Raw genomic sequence first — 21,768 nt, 5'->3', positions numbered from 1 at the left:
TTTATCAGATAGTTAAGCAGGAGAGTTACAGAATTTTCATGAAAAGTGTGATGAATGTTGAATTTATCGATCTGGCTCGCAGCATCGGGCATTAGCCTTCAATGGGGTCAACGTCCAGCACCCATTTTACCTTGCGGGATTCCGGCAGCGTATTGATGAGCACCAGGGTTCCGCTAACGATGTGCTGCAGACGAATGCGTGACGGATGCTGCAGCAAAATTTGCCAGCGCCAGCGGCCACCGCGTTTTGGCGCCAGCGCCGGAACCGGGCCCAGTACCCACAGCTTGTCGTCCGCCAGCGGGCTTGCCTGGATCAGGTTACGCAGTTGCTGAAGAAACTGCGGTGCCTGCTGATTGTTGTGATCTTCGGCGCGGATAAGCACGTGGCTGGTCCACGGCGGAAGCTGCATGGTCTGTCGTTCTGCCAGCGCCTGTTGAGCAAAGGCGTCGTAGCCCTGGTGGAGCAGGGTTTGTAGCAGCGGGTGTTCCGGGTGGTGCGTTTGCAGGATAACTTCCCCCTGCTTGCCAGCGCGTCCGGCACGCCCCGAAACCTGAGTATAAAGCTGGGCGAAACGCTCGGCGGAACGGAAATCGGCGGAGAACAGCGCGCCGTCAACGTCGAGCAGCGACACCAGCGTGACGTCGGGAAAATGGTGCCCTTTTGCCAGCATCTGGGTGCCAATCAGGATACGCGCACCGCCGCGATGTACTTCCGCCAGATACTGCTCCAGCGCGCCCTTACGGCTGGTGGTATCGCGGTCGATGCGGGAGACCGGTACCCCCGGGAACAGCGGCGCCAGCGCCTGCTCCAGCTGTTCCGTGCCCAGCCCTACCGGCACCAGGTGCGTGGAACCGCATGAGGGACACTGGCGAGGAACCGGTCGTTGGCTGTCACAATGGTGGCAGCGCAGATGCTGCTGCGCCTGATGCAGCGTGTAATAGCTGTCGCAGCGCGGACATTCGGCAATCCAGCCGCAGTCGTGGCACAGCAGCGCCGGGGCGAATCCGCGACGGTTCAGGAACAAAATCACCTGGTTATCCGCCTGCAGGTGCTGGCGCATACGGCTTATCAGCGCAGGAGAGAGCCCCGCCTGCAGCTGCTGGCCTTTCATATCCAGCACGTGCTGATTTGCCGGACGCGCGTTACCGGCACGCTGGGTTAAGCGCAGCTGGCGATACTTGCCCTGGCGGACGTTGTGCAGCGTTTCCAGCGCCGGGGTAGCGGAGCCGAGGATGATAGGGATTTGCTCGCTGTGCGCCCGGTATACCGCCAGGTCGCGGGCGTGATAGCGCCAGCCTTCCTGCTGCTTGTAGGAGCTGTCGTGCTCTTCGTCGATGACGATAACGCCGAGGTTTTTGAACGGGGTAAACAACGACGAGCGGGTGCCGATGACAATTGCCGCCTCGCCGTTTTTGGCCTTCAGCCACGCCGAAAGCCGTTCGCTGTCGTTAAGCCCGGAGTGCAGAACCTCAACGGGCGCGTTAAAACGTTCACGAAAACGGGCGATGGTTTGCGGGGTCAGGCCGATTTCCGGCACCATCACCAGCGCCTGTTTGCCCTTTGCCAGCACGTTTTCCAGTACGCTCAGATAGACTTCGGTTTTGCCGGAGCCGGTAACCCCGGCCAGCAGCCAGGCGGAAAACCGATCGGATTCGCTATGAATAGCGCCCACGGCGGTGGCCTGCTCGGTATTGAGCCGCAGACGTTCACCGGCCACCGCGTAGCCGTCGCGCCAGTCGGTCATCGCCGGTGCTTCAGAGCCCAGTTCACTCAGGCCTTTTTTACGCAGCGCCTGGAATCCCGCTTCGTCGAGCTCAAGCTCAGCCACCTGGTGACGCCAGATTTTTCCGGTGCGTAAGGCTGCCAGCGCGCGCTGCTGTTTTGCCGAACGCTTCAGTGAGTTGATATCGACTGCCTGGCCCTCTTCCGTGGCAAACCAGTACCACAGCGGTGCGGCGCTGGCCGGTTTGCCCTGACGCAGAGGAATGGGCAGGGCGTGAAACAGCACGTCACCCACCGGGTGGTGGTAATATTCTGCCGCCCACAGCAGCAGCCGCCAGACCGAGTGCGAATAAACCGGCTCGCCGTCCAGCACTTCAACAACGCTTTTAAGCTCCGCCAGCGGCAGCTCGCTCTGTTCGCTTACCGAAACCACAATGCCCACGCGCTCCTGCTTACCAAACGGCACACGCACACGACACCCGGCTTTGGCGCTCATGCTGTCGGGCAGCAGATAATCAAAGGTGCGGGGCAGCGGAACGGGCAGGGCAACGTGAGCGACGGGCATCGAATCTTCCTGACTTGAAATGTGGCGCGTTAGTATACACATTAGTAACCAGTGACGTGCGGATCAGTTTGCATACGACGGTCAGATTCTGTATGATTCGCCGCCTTTGGTGCACATTAATCTCGCATCAACAACTATATTATTAACATCGCGTGGTGTCTGGCGTTAGGGCCGGAAGAGCGACGCGGCCTTAACTGAGGTTCTCCCATGAAAAAAGGTATTCACCCGAATTACGCAGAAGTTACTGCAACTTGTTCTTGCGGTAACATCATCAAGATCAACTCCACCGTGGGTCACGATCTGAACCTGGACGTGTGCGGCAAATGCCACCCGTTCTACACTGGCAAGCAGCGTGACGTTGCTACCGGTGGCCGTGTTGACCGCTTCAACAAGCGTTTCAGCATCCCGGGCGCTAAATAAGCAACCCGAAAAAAAAGCGCCGCAAGGCGCTTTTTTTGTATCTGAAACTCAGTATTCCCACGTCTCCGGGTCGATCCCCAGCTCACGCATAATCACTTTCGCTTCTTCCGGAATTTCGTCGCTACGCTCTTTGCGCAGATCGTTATCATCAGGTAACGGTTGACCGGTAAACGCATGCAGGAACGCTTCACACAGCAGTTCACTGTTGGTGGCATGACGCAGGTTGTTCACCTGACGACGAGTACGTTCATCGGTGAGGATTTTTAACACCTTCAGAGGAATGGAAACTGTAATTTTCTTTACTTGTTCACTCTTCTTACCGTGCTCAGCGTATGGGCTGATATATTCGCCGCTCCATTCAGCCATGAGATACCTTTAATCCTCTCTGTCATTAATAAAAGGTCCTGAACCGACCGTTCAGACCATAAACGCGCGTAGTTTACCGTAGAGGCACGACGGTGACACGAATAATGCCTCTGTAGATGTGCGCTAATGCATATAATTTTAACGGCTATTTGCCATTTGCTCAATCTATACGCAAAGAAGTTTAGATGTCCAGATGTATTGACGTCTATTGTTGCAGTGGTTAATCTGTGGCCTGACTTTTCACAGACATTGCCAGGAACGAAGCTCTATGACGCGTAAACAGGCCACCATCGCAGTGCGTAGCGGATTGAACGACGACGAACAGTATGGCTGTGTTGTCCCGCCGATTCACCTCTCCAGTACCTATAATTTCACCGGTTTTAATGAGCCACGCGCTCACGATTACTCCCGTCGCGGTAACCCGACGCGTGATGTCGTACAGCGTGCGCTGGCGGAACTTGAGGGCGGCGCGGGCGCCGTACTGACCAATACCGGAATGTCAGCGATTCATCTGGTGACCACCGTGTTCCTGAAACCTGGCGATCTGCTGGTGGCACCGCACGACTGCTACGGCGGCAGCTACCGCCTGTTCGATAGCCTGGCAAAACGCGGCTGCTACCGGGTGCTGTTTGTCGATCAGGGTGACGATCAGGCGCTGAAAGCGGCGCTGGCGGAAAAACCGAAGCTGGTTTTGGTGGAAAGTCCGAGCAACCCATTGTTGCGCGTCGTGGATATTGCGAAAATCTGTGGTCTGGCGCGTGAAGCCGGAGCCATCAGCGTGGTTGATAACACCTTCCTGAGCCCGGCGCTGCAAAACCCGCTGGCGCTGGGTGCGGATCTGGTGCTGCATTCCTGCACCAAATACCTGAACGGCCACTCAGACGTTGTGGCAGGTGTGGTGATTGCAAAAGACCCGGAAATCGTCACCGAACTGGCATGGTGGGCGAATAATATTGGCGTGACCGGCGGCGCGTTCGACAGCTATCTGCTGCTGCGCGGCCTGCGTACCCTGTCGCCGCGTATGGAAGTGGCTCAGCGTAACGCTCAGGCGGTGGTTGAGTTTCTCAGGAAGCAACCGTTGGTGAAAAAGCTGTATCATCCTTCCCTGCCGGAAAACCAGGGGCATGAGATTGCCGCGCGCCAGCAAAAAGGTTTTGGTGCGATGCTGAGTTTTGAGCTGGATGGTGATGAGCAGACGCTGCGTCGTTTCCTTGGCGGGCTGTCGCTGTTTACGCTGGCGGAGTCGTTAGGCGGGGTTGAGAGCTTGATCTCCCACGCGGCGACCATGACGCACGCTGGCATGGCGCCGGAAGCGCGCGCCGCGGCAGGTATTTCTGAGACGCTGTTACGTATCTCAACCGGTATTGAAGATTGTGAAGATTTAATTGCCGATCTGGAAAATGGCTTCCGGGTCGCAGCAGAGGAATAAACATGAGTGTGATTGCGCAGGCAGGGGCGAAAGGTCGTCAGCTGCACAAATTTGGTGGTAGTAGCCTGGCGGATGTGAAGTGCTATCTGCGTGTTGCGGGCATCATGTCGGAATACTCTTTGCCGGGCGATATGATGGTCGTCTCTGCGGCCGGGAGCACCACCAACCAGCTGATTAGCTGGCTGAAATTAAGCCAGACTGACCGTCTTTCTGCGCATCAGGTTCAGCAGTCGCTACGTCGCTACCAGAGCGAACTGATTAGCGGCCTGCTGCCGGGCGATATCGCCGATCGCCTGATTGCCCTGTTTATTCAGGATCTCGAACGCCTGGCGGCGCTGCTCGACAGCGGCATCACCGATGCGGTATACGCGGAAGTGGTGGGCCACGGTGAAGTGTGGTCAGCGCGCCTGATGGCGGGCGTGCTGCAACAGCAGGGGATGGAGGCCGCCTGGCTTGACGCTCGTGAATTCCTCCGCGCTGAACGCGCCGCACAGCCGCAGGTTGATGAAGGCCTCTCTTACCCGCTGATGCAACAGCTGCTGGCGCAGCATCCGGGTAAACGCCTGGTGGTGACCGGGTTTATCTCCCGCGACAGCCACGGTGAAACGGTGCTGCTGGGGCGTAACGGTTCCGACTACTCCGCGACCCAGGTTGGTGCACTGGCAGGGGTTTCCCGCGTCACTATCTGGAGCGACGTGGCCGGGGTATACAGCGCCGACCCGCGTAAAGTGAAAGATGCCTGTCTGCTGCCGTTGCTGCGTCTGGATGAGGCCAGCGAGCTGGCGCGTCTGGCGGCTCCGGTGCTGCACGCTCGTACTCTGCAGCCGGTTTCCGGCAGCGATATCGATTTGCAGCTGCGCTGCAGCTACACCCCGGATCAGGGCTCAACCCGTATCGAGCGCGTGCTGGCTTCCGGCACCGGGGCCCGGATTGTGACCAGCCACGACGACGTGTGCCTGATTGAGTTCCACGTTCCGGCAAGCCAGGACTTTAAGCTGGCGCATAAAGAGATAGACCTGGTTCTGAAGCGCGCTGGCGTGCGTCCGCTGGCCGTTGGCGTTCACGCTGACCGCCAGCTGCTGCAGTTCTGCTACACCTCTGAAGTGGCGGACAGCGCCCTGAAAATGCTGGATGAAGCCGGTCTGCCGGGCGAGCTGCGTTTGCGTCAGGGTCTGGCGCTGGTGGCAATGGTGGGCGCCGGGGTAACCCGTAATCCACTGCACTGTCATCGCTTCTGGCAGCAACTGAAAGGGCAGCCGGTGGAGTTTACCTGGCAGTCGGAAGAGGGCATCAGCCTCGTGGCGGTGCTGCGCACTGGCCCAACGGAAAGCCTGATCCAGGGCCTGCACCAGTCACTGTTCCGCGCCGAGAAGCGCATTGGCCTGGTGTTGTTCGGCAAAGGAAATATTGGTTCCCGCTGGCTGGAGCTGTTTGCCCGCGAACAGAGTACGCTCTCGGCGCGTACCGGTTTTGAATTTGTGCTGGCCGGGGTGGTGGACAGCCGCCGCAGCCTGCTCTCATACGAAGGCCTGGACGCCAGCCGTGCAATGGCGTTTTTCAACGATGAAGCGGTAGAACAGGATGAAGAATCGCTGTTCCTGTGGATGCGCGCCCACCCGTACGATGACCTGGTGGTGCTGGACGTGACCGCAAGCGAACAGCTGGCGGATCAGTATCTTGATTTTGCCAGCCACGGCTTCCACGTTATCAGCGCCAATAAGCTGGCGGGAGCCAGTGCAGGCGACAAGTATCGCCAGATCCACGACGCGTTTGAGAAGACCGGCCGCCACTGGCTGTACAACTCCACCGTAGGCGCGGGGCTGCCTATCAACCATACGGTTCGTGACCTGCGCGACAGCGGCGATACCATCCTCGCTATCAGCGGTATTTTCTCCGGTACCCTGTCGTGGCTGTTCCTGCAGTTCGACGGTACGGTACCGTTTACCGAACTGGTGGATCAGGCCTGGCAGCAGGGGCTGACCGAACCCGATCCGCGCGTTGACCTTTCGGGGAAAGATGTGATGCGCAAGCTGGTGATCCTGGCGCGCGAAGCGGGCTACGATATCGAGCCGGATCAGGTGCGCGTTGAATCGCTGGTTCCGGCACACTGCGAAGGCGGCTCTATCGATCACTTCTTCGAGAATGGCGACGAGCTGAACGAGCAGATGATCCAGCGTCTGGAAGCCGCCCGTGAAATGGGCCTGGTGCTGCGCTACGTGGCTCGCTTTGATGCTAACGGTAAAGCACGCGTTGGCGTAGAAGCGGTGCGTCCGGAGCATCCGCTGGCCTCGCTGCTGCCGTGCGACAATGTCTTTGCCATTGAGAGCCGCTGGTACCGTGATAACCCGCTGGTTATCCGCGGCCCGGGTGCGGGTCGCGACGTGACCGCCGGTGCGATTCAGTCGGACATCAACCGCCTGGCACAGCTGCTGTAGTTTTTCCCCCTTACCCCCACTCTCTTCCTGTACGAGCGAGTGGGGGCATCAGACCTTGTCTTCTCGCGTCATGAATTTTTTTCATCTTCGCTGAACATTCCTCACCACCAATCGCTATTTTTATGTTGACGCCCCCTGGCTTTTCCGTCATTTTTACATCTGGACGTCTAAACGTATAGAAGTTCACAACACAACAAATAACGACATGCGATTGATGAGGTAAGGTATGAGCTTTTTTCACGCCAACCAGCGGGAAGCCCTGAATCAGAGCCTGGCAGAAGTTGAAGGCCGGATTAACGTTTCATTTGAATTTTTTCCGCCGCGCACCAGTGAAATGGAGCAGACCCTGTGGTCCTCTATCGACCGTCTGAGCAGCCTGAAACCGAAATTCGTTTCCGTGACCTACGGCGCGAACTCGGGCGAGCGCGACCGCACGCACAGCATCATCAAAGGCATTAAAGATCGTACCGGTCTGGAAGCCGCGCCGCACCTGACCTGCATCGATGCCAGCCGTGCTGAACTGCGCACCATCGCCCAGGATTACTGGAACAACGGCATTCGTCATATCGTGGCACTGCGTGGCGATCTGCCACCGGGCAGCGGTAAACCGGACATGTACGCAGCAGATCTGGTTGCCCTGCTGAAAGAAGTGGCGGACTTTGATATCTCCGTGGCGGCCTATCCGGAAGTGCATCCAGAAGCGAAAAGCGCGCAGGCGGATCTGCTGAATCTGAAGCGTAAGGTCGATGCCGGGGCAAACCGTGCCATTACCCAGTTTTTCTTTGATGTTGAAAGCTACCTGCGCTTTCGCGATCGCTGCGCGGCGACGGGGATTGATGTCGAAATCATTCCGGGGATCCTGCCGGTCTCCAACTTCAAGCAGGCGAAGAAGTTTGCTGATATGACTAACGTGCGCATCCCGACCTGGATGGCAAAAATGTACGAAGGTCTGGACGACGACGCGGAAACCCGCAAACTGGTCGGCGCGAACATCGCGATGGACATGGTGAAAATTCTAAGTCGGGAAGGGGTAAAAGATTTCCACTTCTATACGCTCAACCGTGCCGAAATGAGCTACGCCATCTGCCACACGCTGGGTGTTCGCCCGGCGGTCTGAATAAGAAAAACCTCAGATAAACTGAGGTTTTTTTTGATCTTAACCCACCTGTACAGCATTTAATCTTTTGCCAGTGAAAAACAAAAGGCTTTGGCTATTGAATCTGTGGGTAATCTCAACTATCTCTTATTGCTGAGGGTGTATATCGTAACGGTACCACTATAAAGGGAGCAGATAGATGAGCACAGTAGACGAGAATACAGGTAAGTGCCCTTTTCATCAGGGCGGTCATGACCAGAGCGCAGGCGCTGGCACCAGTACCCGAGACTGGTGGCCTAAGCAACTTCGCGTAGACCTTCTTAATCAGCATTCGAACCGTTCAAACCCTCTGGGTGAAGACTTCAACTATCGCAAAGAATTCAGCAAATTAGATTACTCTGCGCTGAAAGGCGATCTCAAAGCACTGTTATCCGAATCTCAACCGTGGTGGCCTGCCGACTGGGGCAGCTACGCTGGCCTGTTTATTCGTATGGCGTGGCACGGTGCCGGTACCTATCGTTCAGTGGACGGACGTGGTGGTGCTGGTCGTGGTCAACAGCGCTTTGCCCCGCTTAACTCGTGGCCGGACAACGTCAGCCTCGATAAAGCCCGCCGTCTGCTGTGGCCAATCAAGCAGAAATACGGCCAAAAAATCTCCTGGGCCGACCTGTTTATCCTTGCAGGTAACGTCTCTCTGGAAAACTCCGGTTTCCGTACCTTTGGTTTTGGTGCCGGGCGTGAAGACGTCTGGGAACCGGATCTGGACGTGAACTGGGGTGATGAAAAAACCTGGCTTGCTCATCGTGACCCGGAAGCGCTGGCGAAACGCCCGCTGGCGGCGACCGAAATGGGTCTTATCTATGTGAACCCGGAAGGGCCAAACGCCAGCGGTGAACCGCTGTCTGCGGCAGATGCGATTCGCGCCACCTTTGGCAACATGGGGATGGACGACGAAGAGACCGTGGCGCTGATTGCCGGTGGTCATACGCTGGGTAAAACTCACGGTGCCGGTTCCGCAACCCACGTTGGGCCAGATCCAGAAGCGGCGCCGATTGAGCAGCAGGGCCTGGGCTGGGCCAGCAGCTACGGCAGCGGTGCCGGTGCTGATGCCATCACTTCCGGTCTGGAAGTGGTCTGGACGCAAACACCGACCCAGTGGAGCAACTACTTCTTCGAGAACCTGTTCAAATACGAATGGGTTCAGACCCGCAGCCCGGCAGGCGCTATTCAGTTTGAAGCCGTCGACGCGCCGGAAATCGTGCCGGATCCGTTCGATCCGTCGAAAAAACGTAAACCGACGATGCTGGTGACCGATCTGACGCTGCGTTTCGATCCCGGGTTTGAAAAAATCTCTCGTCGTTTCCTGAACGATCCGCAGGCGTTCAACGAAGCCTTCGCCCGTGCATGGTTCAAACTGACGCACAGAGATATGGGGCCGAAATCGCGCTACATTGGTCCAGAAGTACCGAAAGAAGACCTGATTTGGCAGGATCCGTTACCGCATGCGTTCTTCCATCCGACGGCTGCCGATATTGAAAGCCTGAAAGCAGAAATCGCGGCCTCCGGTCTTTCGGTCAGCGAACTGGTGTCGGTTGCCTGGGCTTCCGCCTCCACCTTCCGTGGTGGTGATAAACGTGGTGGTGCGAACGGTGCACGTCTGGCGCTGGCGCCGCAGCGTGGCTGGGAAGTGAACGTCACGGCGGCTCGCGTTCTGCCGGTGCTGGAAGGCATCTATAAATCGGCGCACAAAGCGTCGCTGGCCGATATTATTGTGCTGGCAGGCGTCGTGGGCGTTGAGCAGGCAGCGAAAGCCGCTGGCGTCAGCGTTAAGGTTCCGTTTACGCCGGGCCGCGTTGATGCGCGTCAGGATCAGACCGACCTTGAGATGTTCGAACTGCTGAAGCCGATTGCCGATGGTTTCCGTAACTATCGTGGCGAAGGCGAAGCGGCGACCACCGAATCTCTGCTTATCGACAAAGCACAGCAGCTGACGTTAACCGCACCGGAAATGACCGTGCTGGTAGGCGGTATGCGCGTGCTGGGTGCCAACTTTGACGGCAGCCATCACGGTGTCTTCACCGATAACGTGGGCGTGCTGAGCAACGACTTCTTCGTCAATCTGCTGGATATGCGTACCGCATGGAAAGCGACGGACGCGTCGTCTGAGCTGTTCGAAGGCCAGGATCGCCAGAGCGGTGAAGTGAAATACACCGCCACTCGCGCGGATCTGGTATTCGGCTCTAACGCCGTACTTCGCGCCCTGGCCGAAGTGTACGCCAGCAGCGACGCGCGCGAGAAGTTCGTCAAAGACTTCGTTGCCGCGTGGGTGAAAGTAATGAATCTGGACCGTTTTGACCTGCTGTAAGCTGTTTGTCGTATAGTTCGATCCCCACTTCGGCGGCTGTTTCACGACAGTCGCCGAAGTGCTTTCGCCTGCTATGGCGAGTATAGTGTCCGCAGTAAAATCTCATCTCACTGGATTTATCATGGCTGTCTCAGGAAAGAGCAATCCGTTGGCCATTGGTGGCCTTATCGTTCTGACTATCATCTGGAGCTATAGCTGGATTGCGATGAAGCAGGTGACGCTGTATATCGGCGCGTTCGACTTCACCGCGTTACGCTGCATTTTTGGTGCACTCCTGTTATTCATTGTGCTGCTGCTGCGCGGACGTGGCCTGCGGCCAACGCCGTTTCGCTTCACGCTGGCGATAGCGCTGCTGCAGACCTGCGGTATGGTTGGCCTGGCGCAGTGGGCGCTGGTGAGCGGCGGCGCCGGGAAGGTTGCTATCCTGAGCTACACCATGCCGTTCTGGGTGGTGATTCTGGCAGCGATGTTCCTCGGCGAACGAATGCGTCGTCTGCAGTATGCGGCAATTGCGGTGGCGGCCGTGGGGCTGATGCTGGTGCTGCAGCCGTGGCAGCTCGATTTCTCCTCCATGAAAAGTGCACTGTTGGCTATTCTCTCGGGTATCAGCTGGGGCGCGAGCGCGATTATTGCCAAGCGCATGTACGCCCGCCACCCGAAGGTAGACCTGCTGGCGCTGACCACCTGGCAGATGCTGTACGCCGCGATCGTCATGAGCGTAGTGGCGCTGCTGGTGCCACAGCAGCCTGTTGACTGGCAGCCAGGCGTCTTTTTCGCCTTAGCCTATAGTGCCATTCTGGCAACGGCGCTGGCGTGGAGCCTGTGGCTGTTTGTCCTGCGCAACTTGCCTGCCAGTATTGCCAGCCTCAGTACGCTGGCGGTACCGGTCTGCGGCGTGCTGTTCTCCTGGTGGCTGCTGGGTGAGAACCCGGGACCGGTGGAGGGCAGCGGTATCGTGCTGATCGTGCTGGCGCTGGCGATAGTCAGCCTGAAGAAACGTCAGACCCGGGTACAAAAGGTGCCGCAGCCGTCAGAGCGCTAAATGAAGCTAAAAAAAAAGCCTCCTTGCTAACGCAAGGAGGCTTTTTGCTATCTGATTTGCGGGATTAGCCGGTGTTACGCATCCCCGCCGCGACGCCGGCGATCGTGACCATCAGCGCCTGTTCAACGCGCGGATCTGGCGCTTTACCCTGTTCTTCGCTGAGGCGGGAACGGTGCAGCAGCTCTGCCTGCAGAACGTTCAGCGGGTCGGTATAGATGTTACGCAACTGGATAGACTCGGCAATCCACGGCAGGTCGGCCATCAGGTGGGCGTCGTTGGCGATATCCAGCACCACTTTGATATCCGCTTCCAGCAGCGCACGCAGCTCTTTACCCAGCCCCCACAGCTCCGGTTTCACCAGACGCTGATCGTAGTATTCCGCGAGCCACAGGTCGGCTTTGGAGAACACCATCTCGAGCATGCCAAGACGCGTGGAGAAGAACGGCCAGTCGCGGCACATGGTTTCCAGTTCACTCTGCTTGCCTTCCTCGACCACTTTCTGCAGCGCCGTACCGGCACCCAGCCATGCAGGCAGCATCAGGCGGTTCTGGGTCCAGGCGAAGATCCACGGAATGGCGCGCAGGGACTCCACGCCGCCGGTCGGGCGACGCTTCGCCGGGCGTGAACCCAGCGGCAGTTTGCCCAGCTCCTGCTCTGGTGTGGCAGAGCGGAAGTACGGCACGAAATCTTTATTTTCACGGACATAGCCACGATACACCTCGCAGGAGGTGTCAGACAGCGTATCCATAATGTCGCGCCATTCGGCTTTTGGCTCCGGCGGCGGCAGCAGGTTGGCCTCCAGAATGGCACCGGTGTACAGCGACAGGCTGCTGATAGTGACTTCCGGCAGACCGTACTTGAAGCGGATCATCTCGCCCTGTTCGGTAACGCGCAGGCCACCTTTCAGGCTGCCCGGCGGCTGGGAGAGCAGAGCCGCGTGCGCTGGCGCACCACCGCGGCCGATGGAGCCACCGCGACCGTGGAACAGCGTCAGTTCAATGCCCGCTTTCTCACAGGTTTTGATCAGCGCGTCCTGCGCCTGGTACTGCGCCCAGGAGGCGGCCATCACGCCCGCATCTTTGGCGGAGTCGGAGTAGCCAATCATCACCATCTGCTTGCCCTGAATAAAGCCGCGATACCAGTCGATGTTGAGCAACTGGGTCATCACATCGTTGGCATTGTTCAGGTCGTCGAGGGTTTCGAACAGCGGCGCTACCGGCAGCGCAAAGCCGATACCGGCTTCTTTCAGCAGCAGATGAACGGCCAGTACGTCAGACGGCGTTTTCGCCATCGAGATAACGTAGGCGGCGATAGAGCCCAGCGGCGCTTCGGCAATCACCTTACAGGTGTCCAGCACTTCGCGGGTATCTTCGCTCGGCTGCCACTGACGCGGCAGCAGCGGGCGTTTGGAGTTCAGCTCGCGGATCAGGAAAGCCTGTTTGTCGGCTTCAGACCAGCTTTCGTAGTCGCCAATGCCGAGGTAACGAGTCAGTTCGCCCAGCGCTTCGGTATGGCGGGTGCTCTCCTGGCGGATATCAATACGCACCAGCGGCACGCCGAAACACTTCACGCGGCGTAAGGTATCGAGCAGCTCACCGTTGGCGATGATGCCCATTCCGCAGGCCTGCAGGGATTTGTAGCAGGCGTACAGTGGTTCCCACAGCTGTTCGTTCTGCGTCAGCAGTCCTGCTGGTTTCGGCAGCTTCTCACCCTTCAGGCGTGCCTCCAGCCAGGCCTGGGTCGCCATCAGCTGGCTACGCAGGGTTTTCATCAGGTAGCGGTATGGCTCTGAGGCGCCCGCTTCACCGACCATCGCGCGCAGCTCGTCGGTGCAGTCGACCATCGAGAGCTCGGAGATCAGCAGGTGAATATCTTTCAGGAACAGGTCGGTGGCTTTCCAGCGGCTCAGCAGCAGCACGTGGCGGGTGATATCGGCGGTAACGTTCGGGTTGCCGTCGCGGTCGCCGCCCATCCAGGAGGTAAAGCGTACCGGAACAAAATCGACCGGCAGGCGGTAGTTGAGGTGCTCTTCGAGCTGTTCGTTCAGCTCGCGCAGGTAGTTCGGCACGCCTTCCCACAGGCTGTTTTCGACCACCGCAAAGCCCCATTTGGCTTCATCCACCGGGCTTGGGCGGTTCTTACGAATTTCATCAGTGTGCCAGGACTGCGCCAGCAGCTGGCGCAGACGACGCATCAGCTGATTACGTTCGTAATCGGCGAGGTCTTTGTTATCCAGCTGTTTTAGGCAGTTGTTCACTTCACCCATTTTGTGGATCAGGGTACGGCGGGTGATCTCCGTCGGGTGGGCGGTCAGTACCAGCTCCAGCGACAGTGACTCAACGGCTTTTTTAATGGTGTCTTCAGTGAGATTGGGTTGGTCTTTGAGTCGGCGCAGGGTACGGGCAATCACTTCCGGATTGCTGGCCGCTTCGCCTTTCGGCGAAATGCTGTGGTACTGCTCTGCGGTGTTGGCCAGGTTCAGAAACTGGCTAAAGGCGCGAGCGACCGGTAACAGCTCATCATTCGACAGATTCTGCAGCGTGGTCAGTAGTTCCTGACGGTTCGCTTCATTACCTGCCCGGGACGACTTGGACAGTTTGCGGATGGTTTCGACGCGATCAAGAATGTTTTCACCCAGTGCATCCTTAATTGTGTCGCCCAGCAATTTACCGAGCATACTGACATTACTACGCAAAGCGGAATATTGTTCGTTCATGTTACCCCAGACACCCCATCTCATTTTATTTTGTTATATCTGATGCTCTGCAGCCGTGAGCACCAAATAAGCACACCGTCTTTTATAAAGCCACGTAAAAACCCCCACGTCAAATGCTGCGAAAACGGTTCAGCAACGTAAATCAGGCGGGTAATTTGCAAAATTAAATTCGTGTTACTTGAGATAAGTGATGCTTATGGAAATGTGAACAAAGTCACGGGATTTTGTTATCGAATTAACCCGAAAGGAGTAGGCGAGGAATCGTATTTTCTTATGGCAGATGCCGTTGAATTCGCTGCACCATCCAGGGGTAAAACGGGTTCGCCGTGGCGCGCATGAGGCCGTCGAGCCCGACGATGAGTACCGAGGTTTCACCGCGCAGCGACATCGTCCCAATGCTGATGCCATAGCGATTTTTGGCTTCCGGTTCGCCGCCGTACAGCGCGTCGTTCATGGGGAACGGCACGGCGACGTGGGATAACGAATACATATCCTGTGGCCAGCGCAGACCGAGCGGTTCGGTCGTCTCGGTCAGTTCGCCTGCCGGGATGGTGAGCGCCACGACGTCGCTGGTGGCGTCGTCGGCGTTGGTCACCACGGTCGTACTGTACTGGCGCGGAGGCGGCGGTAGCAGAGAGGCCACCGCGGAGTAAACCTGTGGTTTGAACAGCGGTCGGTAGCCCGCCGCCTGGTTGATATCAAAAATCACCAGTTCGCTGCCGTTATCCGGCAGGTAACGATACAGCGACTCCACTACTGCCCGGGCGCTGACCGTGGAATCCATCACCGACTGGAAGGTCAGCACCGGCGGCAGGTTACCGAGCAGGTGATCGCGGGAGGCCTGCAGGATTTGCTGCTGCAGTGATTTGGTCAGCAGGTACGACTGCCGTGCCGCGTTGACCGGGAATGAATTGTATTTAAAGGGATTAAATTCCGGCACCACGTTGAGCCAGGCCGCTTTGGCAAACGCCGGGAACACCGCAGGCAGCCCTGCCAGCCCGGCAAAGCGGGCGAAGGCGGTGACGCCAATCATCGGCGAGAGCAGCACCACCTGCTGCGGGCGGCGCAGGGATTTATCCTGCAGGCTGTCGAGGGTGTACTTCATTGCCAGCGCGCCGCCGTTGGAATAGCCCACCAGCTCAAGCGGTAGTTGGGGGCCGGTCAGGCGTGTGGCTTCGCGAACCGCGAGTCGGGTGGCGGCAAGCCAGGCTTCCCAGTCGACGTCGGTCAGCGCACCGGGAGCGGTGCCGTGGCCCGGCATGCGGATCACCACGGCGACAAACCCCTGACGCTGATACTCCTCCGCCAGCGCCCGCATGCTGTAGGGAGAATCCGTCAGACCGTGGAGCAGCACCGCCGCCCCGCGTGGTTGCCCGGTGGGCATCAGAACAAACGAGCGGTTCCAGTTGGTGTCGAAATGGCCAGGATACACCGGGCTTTGCGGATCGTAGCGGTTATAAACGCCGGCGTCATCGCTCGCTGTTTCGCTGACGTTACGCTCCAGATCGTGAAATATCGCGGCTTCCTGCTGCAGATATTCATCAAAGGTGGCACCGTCGATGGCGGCGGCGGTCATCTCCTGGCCCGTCCAGGTATGCCAGACGTGAAGCGCGGGTCCGCGCTGCGATTCGTAAACCCGCGCGGCGAGGAAAACCACCAGCACTATCGCCAGACCCATGGCGACTTTTTTCACGACTGAAGCGATGCGCGGAACCATCCATATCCATCCCTGTGGGAGTTAACAGGATGATTATCGGCTATAGCGTGGCATATTGCTCAAGTCTTTTACCCGCCAGTTTACGCCAGCTTTCCGCCAGCTCCGGCATTTTGTTCAGCGCCTCCAGCTCCTCCGGCAGCAGGATCTCCCCCCACAGCGCATGCTGCACCCGGCTTAACGTCCACTTCGGTTTTGGCCGCGCCTTGAGAATGAGCTTATCGCCGGGATGAATTTCGCCGGACTGCAGCACGCGATAAAACCAGCCGTTGCGCGACTGCTGGTGCATAATTTCCGGCGCTAACGGATCGTTGAGCTTACCGGCTATTTTTTCGCAGGCTTCCCGCCCCCAGGAGACCTGCAGCTCCACGGCGCCAAGATGAAAAATATCGCCAATACAGACGTTTTTCTCCGTGAGCCCCAGTGTGGAAATATTCTCACCAAAGAAGCCGGGAGTGATTTTTTCCGGCGCGAGGTTCGGGTACTGCTCGTGCCAGAATACATAGTGCTCTTGCGCATAGTGCAGCAGGGCGCACTCGGTATCCTGATAATATTCTTTGATGCCGTTATCGGCTTCCAGACCGTGAGCGGTGATGTAGATGCTGTCGGTCAGCACCACTTTTTGTGTACCTCCGGCGGGAAGGGTCACGTTGCCGTGCAGGGAGAGTAGCTTGTAATCGGGTTGCATTATTATCTCCTTTTCAATGACCTCCCACGCACGCAGGAGGTCGATACTCAGAATTTATATTCCATGCCCAGCCAGTAGTTGCGCCCCTCTTCGATAAAACCTTCGCTGTAGGCGTAGGCGGTGTCGAACAGGTTGTTGACGGACGCGTTCACGCTCACCCCATAGCCGATGTTGTAGTCCGCGCGCAGGTGGGTGATAGCAAATCCCGCGGCTTTCTGTGAGCCGTCGGTATTGCTGTAGCTTGAGGAGCGCGCTTCTTCAGAGACGGTAAAGCTGAGCGGCTCCCACGGTTTTAGCGTCAGCCAGGCGGTGAGGGTTTGCGTGGGCAGATCGGTGATTTTACCCGCGCTGGCCTCTTTGGTATCGGCATGGATCAAGCCATAGCTCATTCCCACTTCCAGCATACTGAAGGGATTGCCCTTCACGCCAAGATCCATCCCGGTGTAGTCCACCCGGCCGCTGTTCTGGTTCTGCACGGTATCGGCGTCGATGTTGTGCGACAAAATGGCATCGGTAACGCGGTTGTAGTAGACGCTTGCTTCCAGTCCCCAGTCGCGGGTAATGGCGGCGTTCCAGGTCAGATCGACACCGCGGGCGCGCTCTGGCTTCAGCTGCGGGTTCACCAGCGCTATCTGGTTATAGGCCGGTTTTGAGGTGGTGTAGCGCTCTTTCAGGGTCGGGAATCGGGTGCGGTCGTAGTAGGAGAACGACAGCGTATCGGCGTTCTCGAAGTGGTATTTGGTCATCACCTGCCAGTTAAACGCGTGCTGGCTGTTGGCATCATAATGGGTGACGGTACCGTTTTTTTCGTACTTCTTCCCTTCCACGCTGTCGCGCCAGTCGTAGCTAATCCCACCGACCACGTCGAGATTGTCCATCGCCTGCCACTGGTATTCGCTCGCCAGCGACCAGGTACGATCTTCGTAACGATCATACGGCGCACTCGGTGCCCCTTTCTCGCGGTGAACGTCGTCCTTCCAGTTCACGGCAAATGAGAGCAGATCGGCATCGCGCATTTCGCTCGCAAGCTGCAGCCCGGCACCGTCGCTGTAGTCGGAATAGTAGCTGTAGCTTCCCTTTTTATTTTGCAGATCCGCCAGCGAGTTATACATCATCAGCGTGTTCTGGAAGGTATCGCGATACAGGCGGCTTTTCAGGGTAAAGCGGTCGCCGAGGTGCGTGGTGCCCTGATAGTAATAGCTCTCTTTGTCGTACTGCGGCCACTGCCAGTAGCGCGACTTCTGGCTGCTGGTGCCGGCATACGGCGGATTATCCTTCTGCCCGTCCTGATTAATATACGTGAATGTATATTCGTCGTTGGCGCGCGGGGTAAAACCGACCTTCACGATGCCGCGCTTATCGTCGGCGGAGGAGTTGATCATCTTACCGTTGCTGCCTGCAATCGGGTTGTTTACATCATGAGGCAGGCCGAGAAAATCCTGCTTCAGCTGGCTGCCGCTGAGCTGGATGTAGCCAAGATCGTTGCTGGCACCAAACGAGGCGTGCATATCCTTCGCGTTATCTTCACCCCGGCTCCATCCCTGGCGATAACCGATGCTGCCTTCAATCGGCTTCGTCGGTTTTTTGGTGGTGATGTTAATGGCGCCGCCCATCTGGTTCGGGCCCTGCAACAGGGAGGAGTAACCTTTGGAGACCTCCACCGAGGCAATATCAGACGTGAGGAAACGACCTAAATCGAGGGTACCGTCGTAGGGAATGTAGATAGGCACGCCGTCGAAGAAGATGGGCACCTGGCGGTTATCAAAGCCGCGGACTCTGACCTGCTGCTCGTTACGATTACCGGATTTTTGCAGCACCACGCCGGGGATCACGCTCAGCGCCTGCGCTACGTTCTGCTTATCCAGTTTTTCAATCGTGTCCTGCCCGAGGATGGTGGTCGTGGTCGCGGAGACCGGGCTGGACCAGACGGTCATGGAGTCGCTTTCCTGCCCGGCAAAGGCGTTATTGGTGATAGCGAGCGATAGTGCCGTATAAAGACAACCTCTGTTGACGTTCATTATTTTTATTCCATGTATTCAATGTTATATGCCGTATGCGTCCGGGCTCAGGCTGACTTTTATGTCCGCGGGAGGTGCGTAGTAAGGGGCCGAGGTAATAAAGAGTCTGATGCCACAGTCGAGAAAGCCCGCTAAGGTCGCGAGCGTGATGCCGCCGGTCAGCGCCAGCGTGCAGTCAGGCGCCAGCGACGGGGCTAACGCCGCGATCTCTGCTGCCTGAAGAGGGGTAAATTTGTCGAGCTGTAAAACGTCGGGGCGGGCACGAAGCGCGAGGCGTGCTTCTTCTGGCGTATCCGCTTCCACCACGATTTTTTTCTCCGGCGCCTGACGGCGCAGCAGGGATACTGCGCTGTGCCAGTCGTCGGGGTTATCGAGAAAACGGCGGTGATTGGCAAACAGCAGCAGGGTTTCTGCCGAACCGCCGCGGTGAATGATGCCGCCCGCCGCGAGTACCGCCTGGGTAGCCAGCATGCGGGTACCGGGGATGGCTTTGCGCGTGCAGGCGATATGCCCTTCGGGATGCTTTTCACGCAGCAGCGCAAGCATGGCGGCCATGTACTGCGACACCCCGCAGCTCCACTCCAGCACGTTTTGCACCGCCTTCCAGCCCTGATGCAGCGCGGCGGTATTCCCGCTGACGCACAGCAGCGTCTGACCGGGGGCGGCGGTTTCGCCATCCTGCATCTGGCAGTGGATGTCGAGCCCCAGAGAGTCGAGCATCTGCCGGGCGACGGCCATGCCGCTCACGCATCCGCCGTTGCGGTGATAAAACGCCATGCGGCCATGGGTGTCGCCAATGCCCAGCGCGCGGGTGGTGAGATCGCCACCGTGGATGTCTTCGAGCAGGTAGGCATCCGTTTGTGCCTGCGAGAAGAAGATCATCGGATGGCGTCCTGCGAAATGCTGTCCCAGGAGATCAGCGCCCAGTCCCGGCTGGCGGGAGCAATCTGGCCGGCATCCTGCAGCTGGTACCAGTGGTGCAGGCGATCGCGCTCTTCGGCGCTAAGTTCGCCCATGCTCCAGCGTACGTTCTCTTCAAAACGCGCCCAGGTGCTGTTGTCCTGCTGGCAGTTTTTGCCGCGAATGTAGTCCACGCGCGGGTGAATACCCATCTGATACAGCACGTTAATGGCGTAGATATAGTTCGGCAGTTCCACCACCTCGCGGCCCAGCGCCCGCTGAATTGCGGGGGAGACAAACGAAGAGCTGACCAGATGCGTGGTGTAGACCCGCAGACGCGCCTGGCCGTTAAGTTTGGTCATGGCGTCGCGCATGTCGGCAACCAGCGTGGAACGGGAAGCCACGGCGATATCGCAGCGCGGCAGGTCGCGCCAGTCGTCTTCCCACGCGCGGGCTATCCACTGCGCGTTGCGGATGCCCTGCGCCCCGGCGCGGCGTGCGGCGACATCAAGCATGCCCTGGCTGTAGTCGATGCCATACACCGCCTGCAGCTGCCCGGCGAGCATCAGGGAAACTGTCCCCGGCCCACAGCCCATATCAAACAGCGTTTCTGCGCCCTGCAAATCGATTTTTGCCATTAGCTGCTGCAGGTAGCTGTCGGCAGGCGAGGTGCAGGTGACTGCCATCTTCTCCGCCCGTTTGTCCCAGTGGTCCGGGGTCTTTTCCGTGCGTTTCGCTTCAAGCAATTGCTGGCGGTAGAGTTCGGCAAAATCAATGTCATCAATGAGCATAGTGATTCCTTATGGTTGTGAGGCGCAGAGGTGGTGCTGGATCTGCGAAGGGGAGACCCGGTACAGCGTCGCCAACCGTTCGGCGGTGAGCTGAACCTCCGGTGGCCCCTGGGAAATCTGCCCGTCGGGTTCAACGCACACGACGCTGTCGGCAATGGCCCGGGCATGCAGCGGGTGGTGGGTGGACATCAGCAGCGTCATGCCGGATTGCTTCAGTGACTTCAGCGTGTCGAGCAGATGTATCTGATGACCAAAATCGAGGCTGGAGGCGGGTTCATCGAGCAGCAGCAGGCGCGGCTGCTGCACCAGCGCGCGGGCAATCAGCGCCAGCTGGCGCTCTCCGCCGCTGAGGGTGTTCCAGCGCCGGGCGGCCAGGTGTGAGATGCCGAGTGTCTTCAATTGCTGGTAGCCGCGCTCGCGCTCGTGCGCGCCCGGTACGGCAAACGCCGCCATGCGGGGGGTACAGCCCATCATCACCATATCAAGCACGCTGAAGGCGAAAACGCCGTCGTGGGCCTGCGGTACCCAGGCGATGGCGGTAGCCCGCTCGCGGTCTGACAGCCGGGCAACCGGTGCGCCATCCAGCGAGATCTCGCCGCCGAGCAGCGGCAGCACGCCGAGAATGGTGCGCATCAGGGTGGTTTTTCCGCTACCGTTGGCGCCCAGCAGACAGCACAGCGAGCCAGCGGGCAGGGCAAACGAGATATCGCGTAGCACCGGATGGCGGCCATAGCCGAGGGTGGCGCGGCGCAGCGTCAGCAGGCTCATCGTGAACCTCCGCGCAGCAGAAGCAGCAGAAAGAACGGGGCGCCGACGAAGGCGGTAAGAATGCCGAGCGGGATCTCCGTACTGCTGGCGGCGCGGGCAAGGGTATCCGTCACCAGCAATAAAATGGCGCCGATCCCCATCGCAACAGGCAGCAGCTGCTGGTGGTTATTGCCGGTCAGCAGGCGGCCGATGTGCGGCACCACCAGGCCAATCCAGCCAATAATCCCGGCGATCGCCACCGTACTGGCGGTGATAAGCGTGGCGCAGACAATCAGCCCGAGGCGCAGGCGCGCCACGTTGATCCCAAGCGAGCGCGCCTCGTCATCCGAGAGGGTTAACAGATTCATCCGCCAGCGCAACAGCAGCAGCGGCACTATGCCCGTGAGGATAACGGGCGCGGCCACCGACAGATCCCGGAGCGTGACGCTGGAAAGTCCACCAAGCAGCCAGAAGGTGATAGAGGGGAGTTGGGTGTAGGGATCGGCGAGAATTTTTATCAGTGAGATCCCCGCACCGCACAGCGTGCTGAGGGCGATGCCGACCAGCACCAGCGTCAGCACCGGATCGTGACGCCGCACCCGTCGGGTGATGAGCCAGACCCCTGCCACGACCAGCAGGCCGCCGCAGAAGGCATACAGCTGGATAAGCACCATCGGCAGACCCAACAGAATGGCGGTACAGGCACCAAGACCAGCACCGGCCGAGACGCCGAGGATATCCGGCGAGACCAGCG

Annotated in this window: 16 protein-coding genes; 6 read left to right on the top strand and 10 right to left on the bottom strand. The window is 58.6% G+C overall.

Annotated elements, in window-relative coordinates:
- Window positions 1-91 precede the first annotated feature (91 nt).
- The gene (priA, locus tag GYRE_RS04155; RefSeq protein WP_006817952.1) at window positions 92-2,287 is read right to left on the bottom strand and encodes a primosomal protein N'; all 2,196 of its coding nucleotides are present in this window, start codon (window positions 2,285-2,287) and stop codon (window positions 92-94) included.
- A 207-nt stretch (window positions 2,288-2,494) separates the two neighbouring features.
- On the opposite strand from priA, the gene rpmE reads away from it, so the two are divergent.
- Window positions 2,495-2,707 (top strand): 50S ribosomal protein L31, encoded by a 213-nt coding sequence (rpmE, locus tag GYRE_RS04150; RefSeq protein WP_006817951.1) that lies wholly within the window; start codon window positions 2,495-2,497, stop codon window positions 2,705-2,707.
- 48 nt (window positions 2,708-2,755) lie between these two features.
- Here the strand turns inward: rpmE and metJ are convergent, their stop codons facing one another.
- Window positions 2,756-3,073, bottom strand: a complete 318-nt coding sequence (gene metJ, locus GYRE_RS04145; protein ID WP_006817950.1) for a met regulon transcriptional regulator MetJ — start codon at window positions 3,071-3,073, stop codon at window positions 2,756-2,758.
- A 268-nt stretch (window positions 3,074-3,341) separates the two neighbouring features.
- Here metJ and metB point away from each other — a divergent pair, with 268 nt between their 5' ends.
- The 5 genes from metB to GYRE_RS04120 all read left to right on the top strand — a co-directional run bounded on the left by metB (window position 3,342) and on the right by GYRE_RS04120 (window position 11,440).
- Complete coding sequence (gene metB, locus GYRE_RS04140; protein WP_006817948.1) at window positions 3,342-4,502, top strand: cystathionine gamma-synthase; 1,161 nt, start codon at window positions 3,342-3,344, stop codon at window positions 4,500-4,502.
- A gap of 2 nt (window positions 4,503-4,504) precedes the next feature.
- Window positions 4,505-6,937 carry a bifunctional aspartate kinase/homoserine dehydrogenase II gene (locus tag GYRE_RS04135; RefSeq protein ID WP_006817947.1) on the top strand — a complete coding sequence of 811 codons (2,433 nt, stop codon included), beginning with the start codon at window positions 4,505-4,507 and terminating at the stop codon, window positions 6,935-6,937.
- 226 nt (window positions 6,938-7,163) lie between these two features.
- Window positions 7,164-8,054, top strand: coding sequence for a methylenetetrahydrofolate reductase (metF, locus tag GYRE_RS04130; protein WP_006817945.1), 891 nt, complete (start codon window positions 7,164-7,166; stop codon window positions 8,052-8,054).
- Between the two features lie 178 nt (window positions 8,055-8,232).
- Window positions 8,233-10,398 carry a catalase/peroxidase HPI gene (gene katG, locus GYRE_RS04125; protein ID WP_038253266.1) on the top strand — a complete coding sequence of 722 codons (2,166 nt, stop codon included), beginning with the start codon at window positions 8,233-8,235 and terminating at the stop codon, window positions 10,396-10,398.
- A gap of 121 nt (window positions 10,399-10,519) precedes the next feature.
- Entirely contained in the window at window positions 10,520-11,440 is a 921-nt protein-coding gene (locus tag GYRE_RS04120) for a DMT family transporter (RefSeq protein WP_038253263.1), read from the top strand.
- 64 nt (window positions 11,441-11,504) lie between these two features.
- Here the strand turns inward: GYRE_RS04120 and ppc are convergent, their stop codons facing one another.
- From ppc to GYRE_RS04080, 8 genes are all read right to left on the bottom strand, one after another.
- On the bottom strand, window positions 11,505-14,156 hold the full coding sequence (gene ppc / locus GYRE_RS04115; protein ID WP_038253261.1) for a phosphoenolpyruvate carboxylase: 2,652 nt from the start codon (window positions 14,154-14,156) through the stop codon (window positions 11,505-11,507).
- 271 nt (window positions 14,157-14,427) lie between these two features.
- Entirely contained in the window at window positions 14,428-15,873 is a 1,446-nt protein-coding gene (locus tag GYRE_RS04110) for an alpha/beta hydrolase (RefSeq protein WP_038253259.1), read from the bottom strand.
- Between the two features lie 40 nt (window positions 15,874-15,913).
- Window positions 15,914-16,558, bottom strand: coding sequence for an MOSC domain-containing protein (locus tag GYRE_RS04105; protein ID WP_038253257.1), 645 nt, complete (start codon window positions 16,556-16,558; stop codon window positions 15,914-15,916).
- Between the two features lie 47 nt (window positions 16,559-16,605).
- The gene (locus GYRE_RS04100; RefSeq protein ID WP_038253255.1) at window positions 16,606-18,576 is read right to left on the bottom strand and encodes a TonB-dependent receptor plug domain-containing protein; all 1,971 of its coding nucleotides are present in this window, start codon (window positions 18,574-18,576) and stop codon (window positions 16,606-16,608) included.
- Between the two features lie 24 nt (window positions 18,577-18,600).
- Window positions 18,601-19,458 carry a ModD protein gene (gene modD, locus GYRE_RS04095; RefSeq protein ID WP_038253252.1) on the bottom strand — a complete coding sequence of 286 codons (858 nt, stop codon included), beginning with the start codon at window positions 19,456-19,458 and terminating at the stop codon, window positions 18,601-18,603.
- On the bottom strand, window positions 19,455-20,267 hold the full coding sequence (locus GYRE_RS04090) for a class I SAM-dependent methyltransferase (RefSeq protein WP_038253250.1): 813 nt from the start codon (window positions 20,265-20,267) through the stop codon (window positions 19,455-19,457). Before GYRE_RS04090 ends, modD begins: the two co-directional genes overlap by 4 nt.
- Window positions 20,268-20,276: 9 nt before the next feature.
- Window positions 20,277-21,035 carry an ABC transporter ATP-binding protein gene (locus GYRE_RS04085; RefSeq protein WP_038253248.1) on the bottom strand — a complete coding sequence of 253 codons (759 nt, stop codon included), beginning with the start codon at window positions 21,033-21,035 and terminating at the stop codon, window positions 20,277-20,279.
- On the bottom strand, window positions 21,032-21,768 hold a 737-nt coding region (locus GYRE_RS04080; RefSeq protein ID WP_038253245.1), incomplete at its 5' end, for a FecCD family ABC transporter permease. The genes GYRE_RS04085 and GYRE_RS04080, both read right to left, overlap by 4 nt.

It is taken from the genome of Yokenella regensburgei ATCC 49455, from assembly GCF_000735455.1.
Lineage (GTDB): Bacteria > Pseudomonadota > Gammaproteobacteria > Enterobacterales > Enterobacteriaceae > Yokenella > Yokenella regensburgei.
The sequence above is the reverse complement of the archived record's forward strand: the minus strand, read 5'-3'. Positions and strand labels throughout refer to the sequence as shown.

Excerpts from the sequence above, each read along its gene's own strand:
- priA (WP_006817952.1), bottom strand. The coding sequence starts at position 2,287 with ATGCCCGTCGCTCACGTTGCCCTGCCCGTTCCGCTGCCCCGCACCTTT.
- rpmE (WP_006817951.1), top strand. The coding sequence starts at position 2,495 with ATGAAAAAAGGTATTCACCCGAATTACGCAGAAGTTACTGCAACTTGT.
- metJ (WP_006817950.1), bottom strand. The coding sequence starts at position 3,073 with ATGGCTGAATGGAGCGGCGAATATATCAGCCCATACGCTGAGCACGGT.
- metB (WP_006817948.1), top strand. The coding sequence starts at position 3,342 with ATGACGCGTAAACAGGCCACCATCGCAGTGCGTAGCGGATTGAACGAC.
- GYRE_RS04135 (WP_006817947.1), top strand. The coding sequence starts at position 4,505 with ATGAGTGTGATTGCGCAGGCAGGGGCGAAAGGTCGTCAGCTGCACAAA.
- metF (WP_006817945.1), top strand. The coding sequence starts at position 7,164 with ATGAGCTTTTTTCACGCCAACCAGCGGGAAGCCCTGAATCAGAGCCTG.
- katG (WP_038253266.1), top strand. The coding sequence starts at position 8,233 with ATGAGCACAGTAGACGAGAATACAGGTAAGTGCCCTTTTCATCAGGGC.
- GYRE_RS04120 (WP_038253263.1), top strand. The coding sequence starts at position 10,520 with ATGGCTGTCTCAGGAAAGAGCAATCCGTTGGCCATTGGTGGCCTTATC.
- ppc (WP_038253261.1), bottom strand. The coding sequence starts at position 14,156 with ATGAACGAACAATATTCCGCTTTGCGTAGTAATGTCAGTATGCTCGGT.
- GYRE_RS04110 (WP_038253259.1), bottom strand. The coding sequence starts at position 15,873 with ATGGTTCCGCGCATCGCTTCAGTCGTGAAAAAAGTCGCCATGGGTCTG.
- GYRE_RS04105 (WP_038253257.1), bottom strand. The coding sequence starts at position 16,558 with ATGCAACCCGATTACAAGCTACTCTCCCTGCACGGCAACGTGACCCTT.
- GYRE_RS04100 (WP_038253255.1), bottom strand. The coding sequence starts at position 18,576 with ATGAACGTCAACAGAGGTTGTCTTTATACGGCACTATCGCTCGCTATC.
- modD (WP_038253252.1), bottom strand. The coding sequence starts at position 19,458 with ATGATCTTCTTCTCGCAGGCACAAACGGATGCCTACCTGCTCGAAGAC.
- GYRE_RS04090 (WP_038253250.1), bottom strand. The coding sequence starts at position 20,267 with ATGCTCATTGATGACATTGATTTTGCCGAACTCTACCGCCAGCAATTG.
- GYRE_RS04085 (WP_038253248.1), bottom strand. The coding sequence starts at position 21,035 with ATGAGCCTGCTGACGCTGCGCCGCGCCACCCTCGGCTATGGCCGCCAT.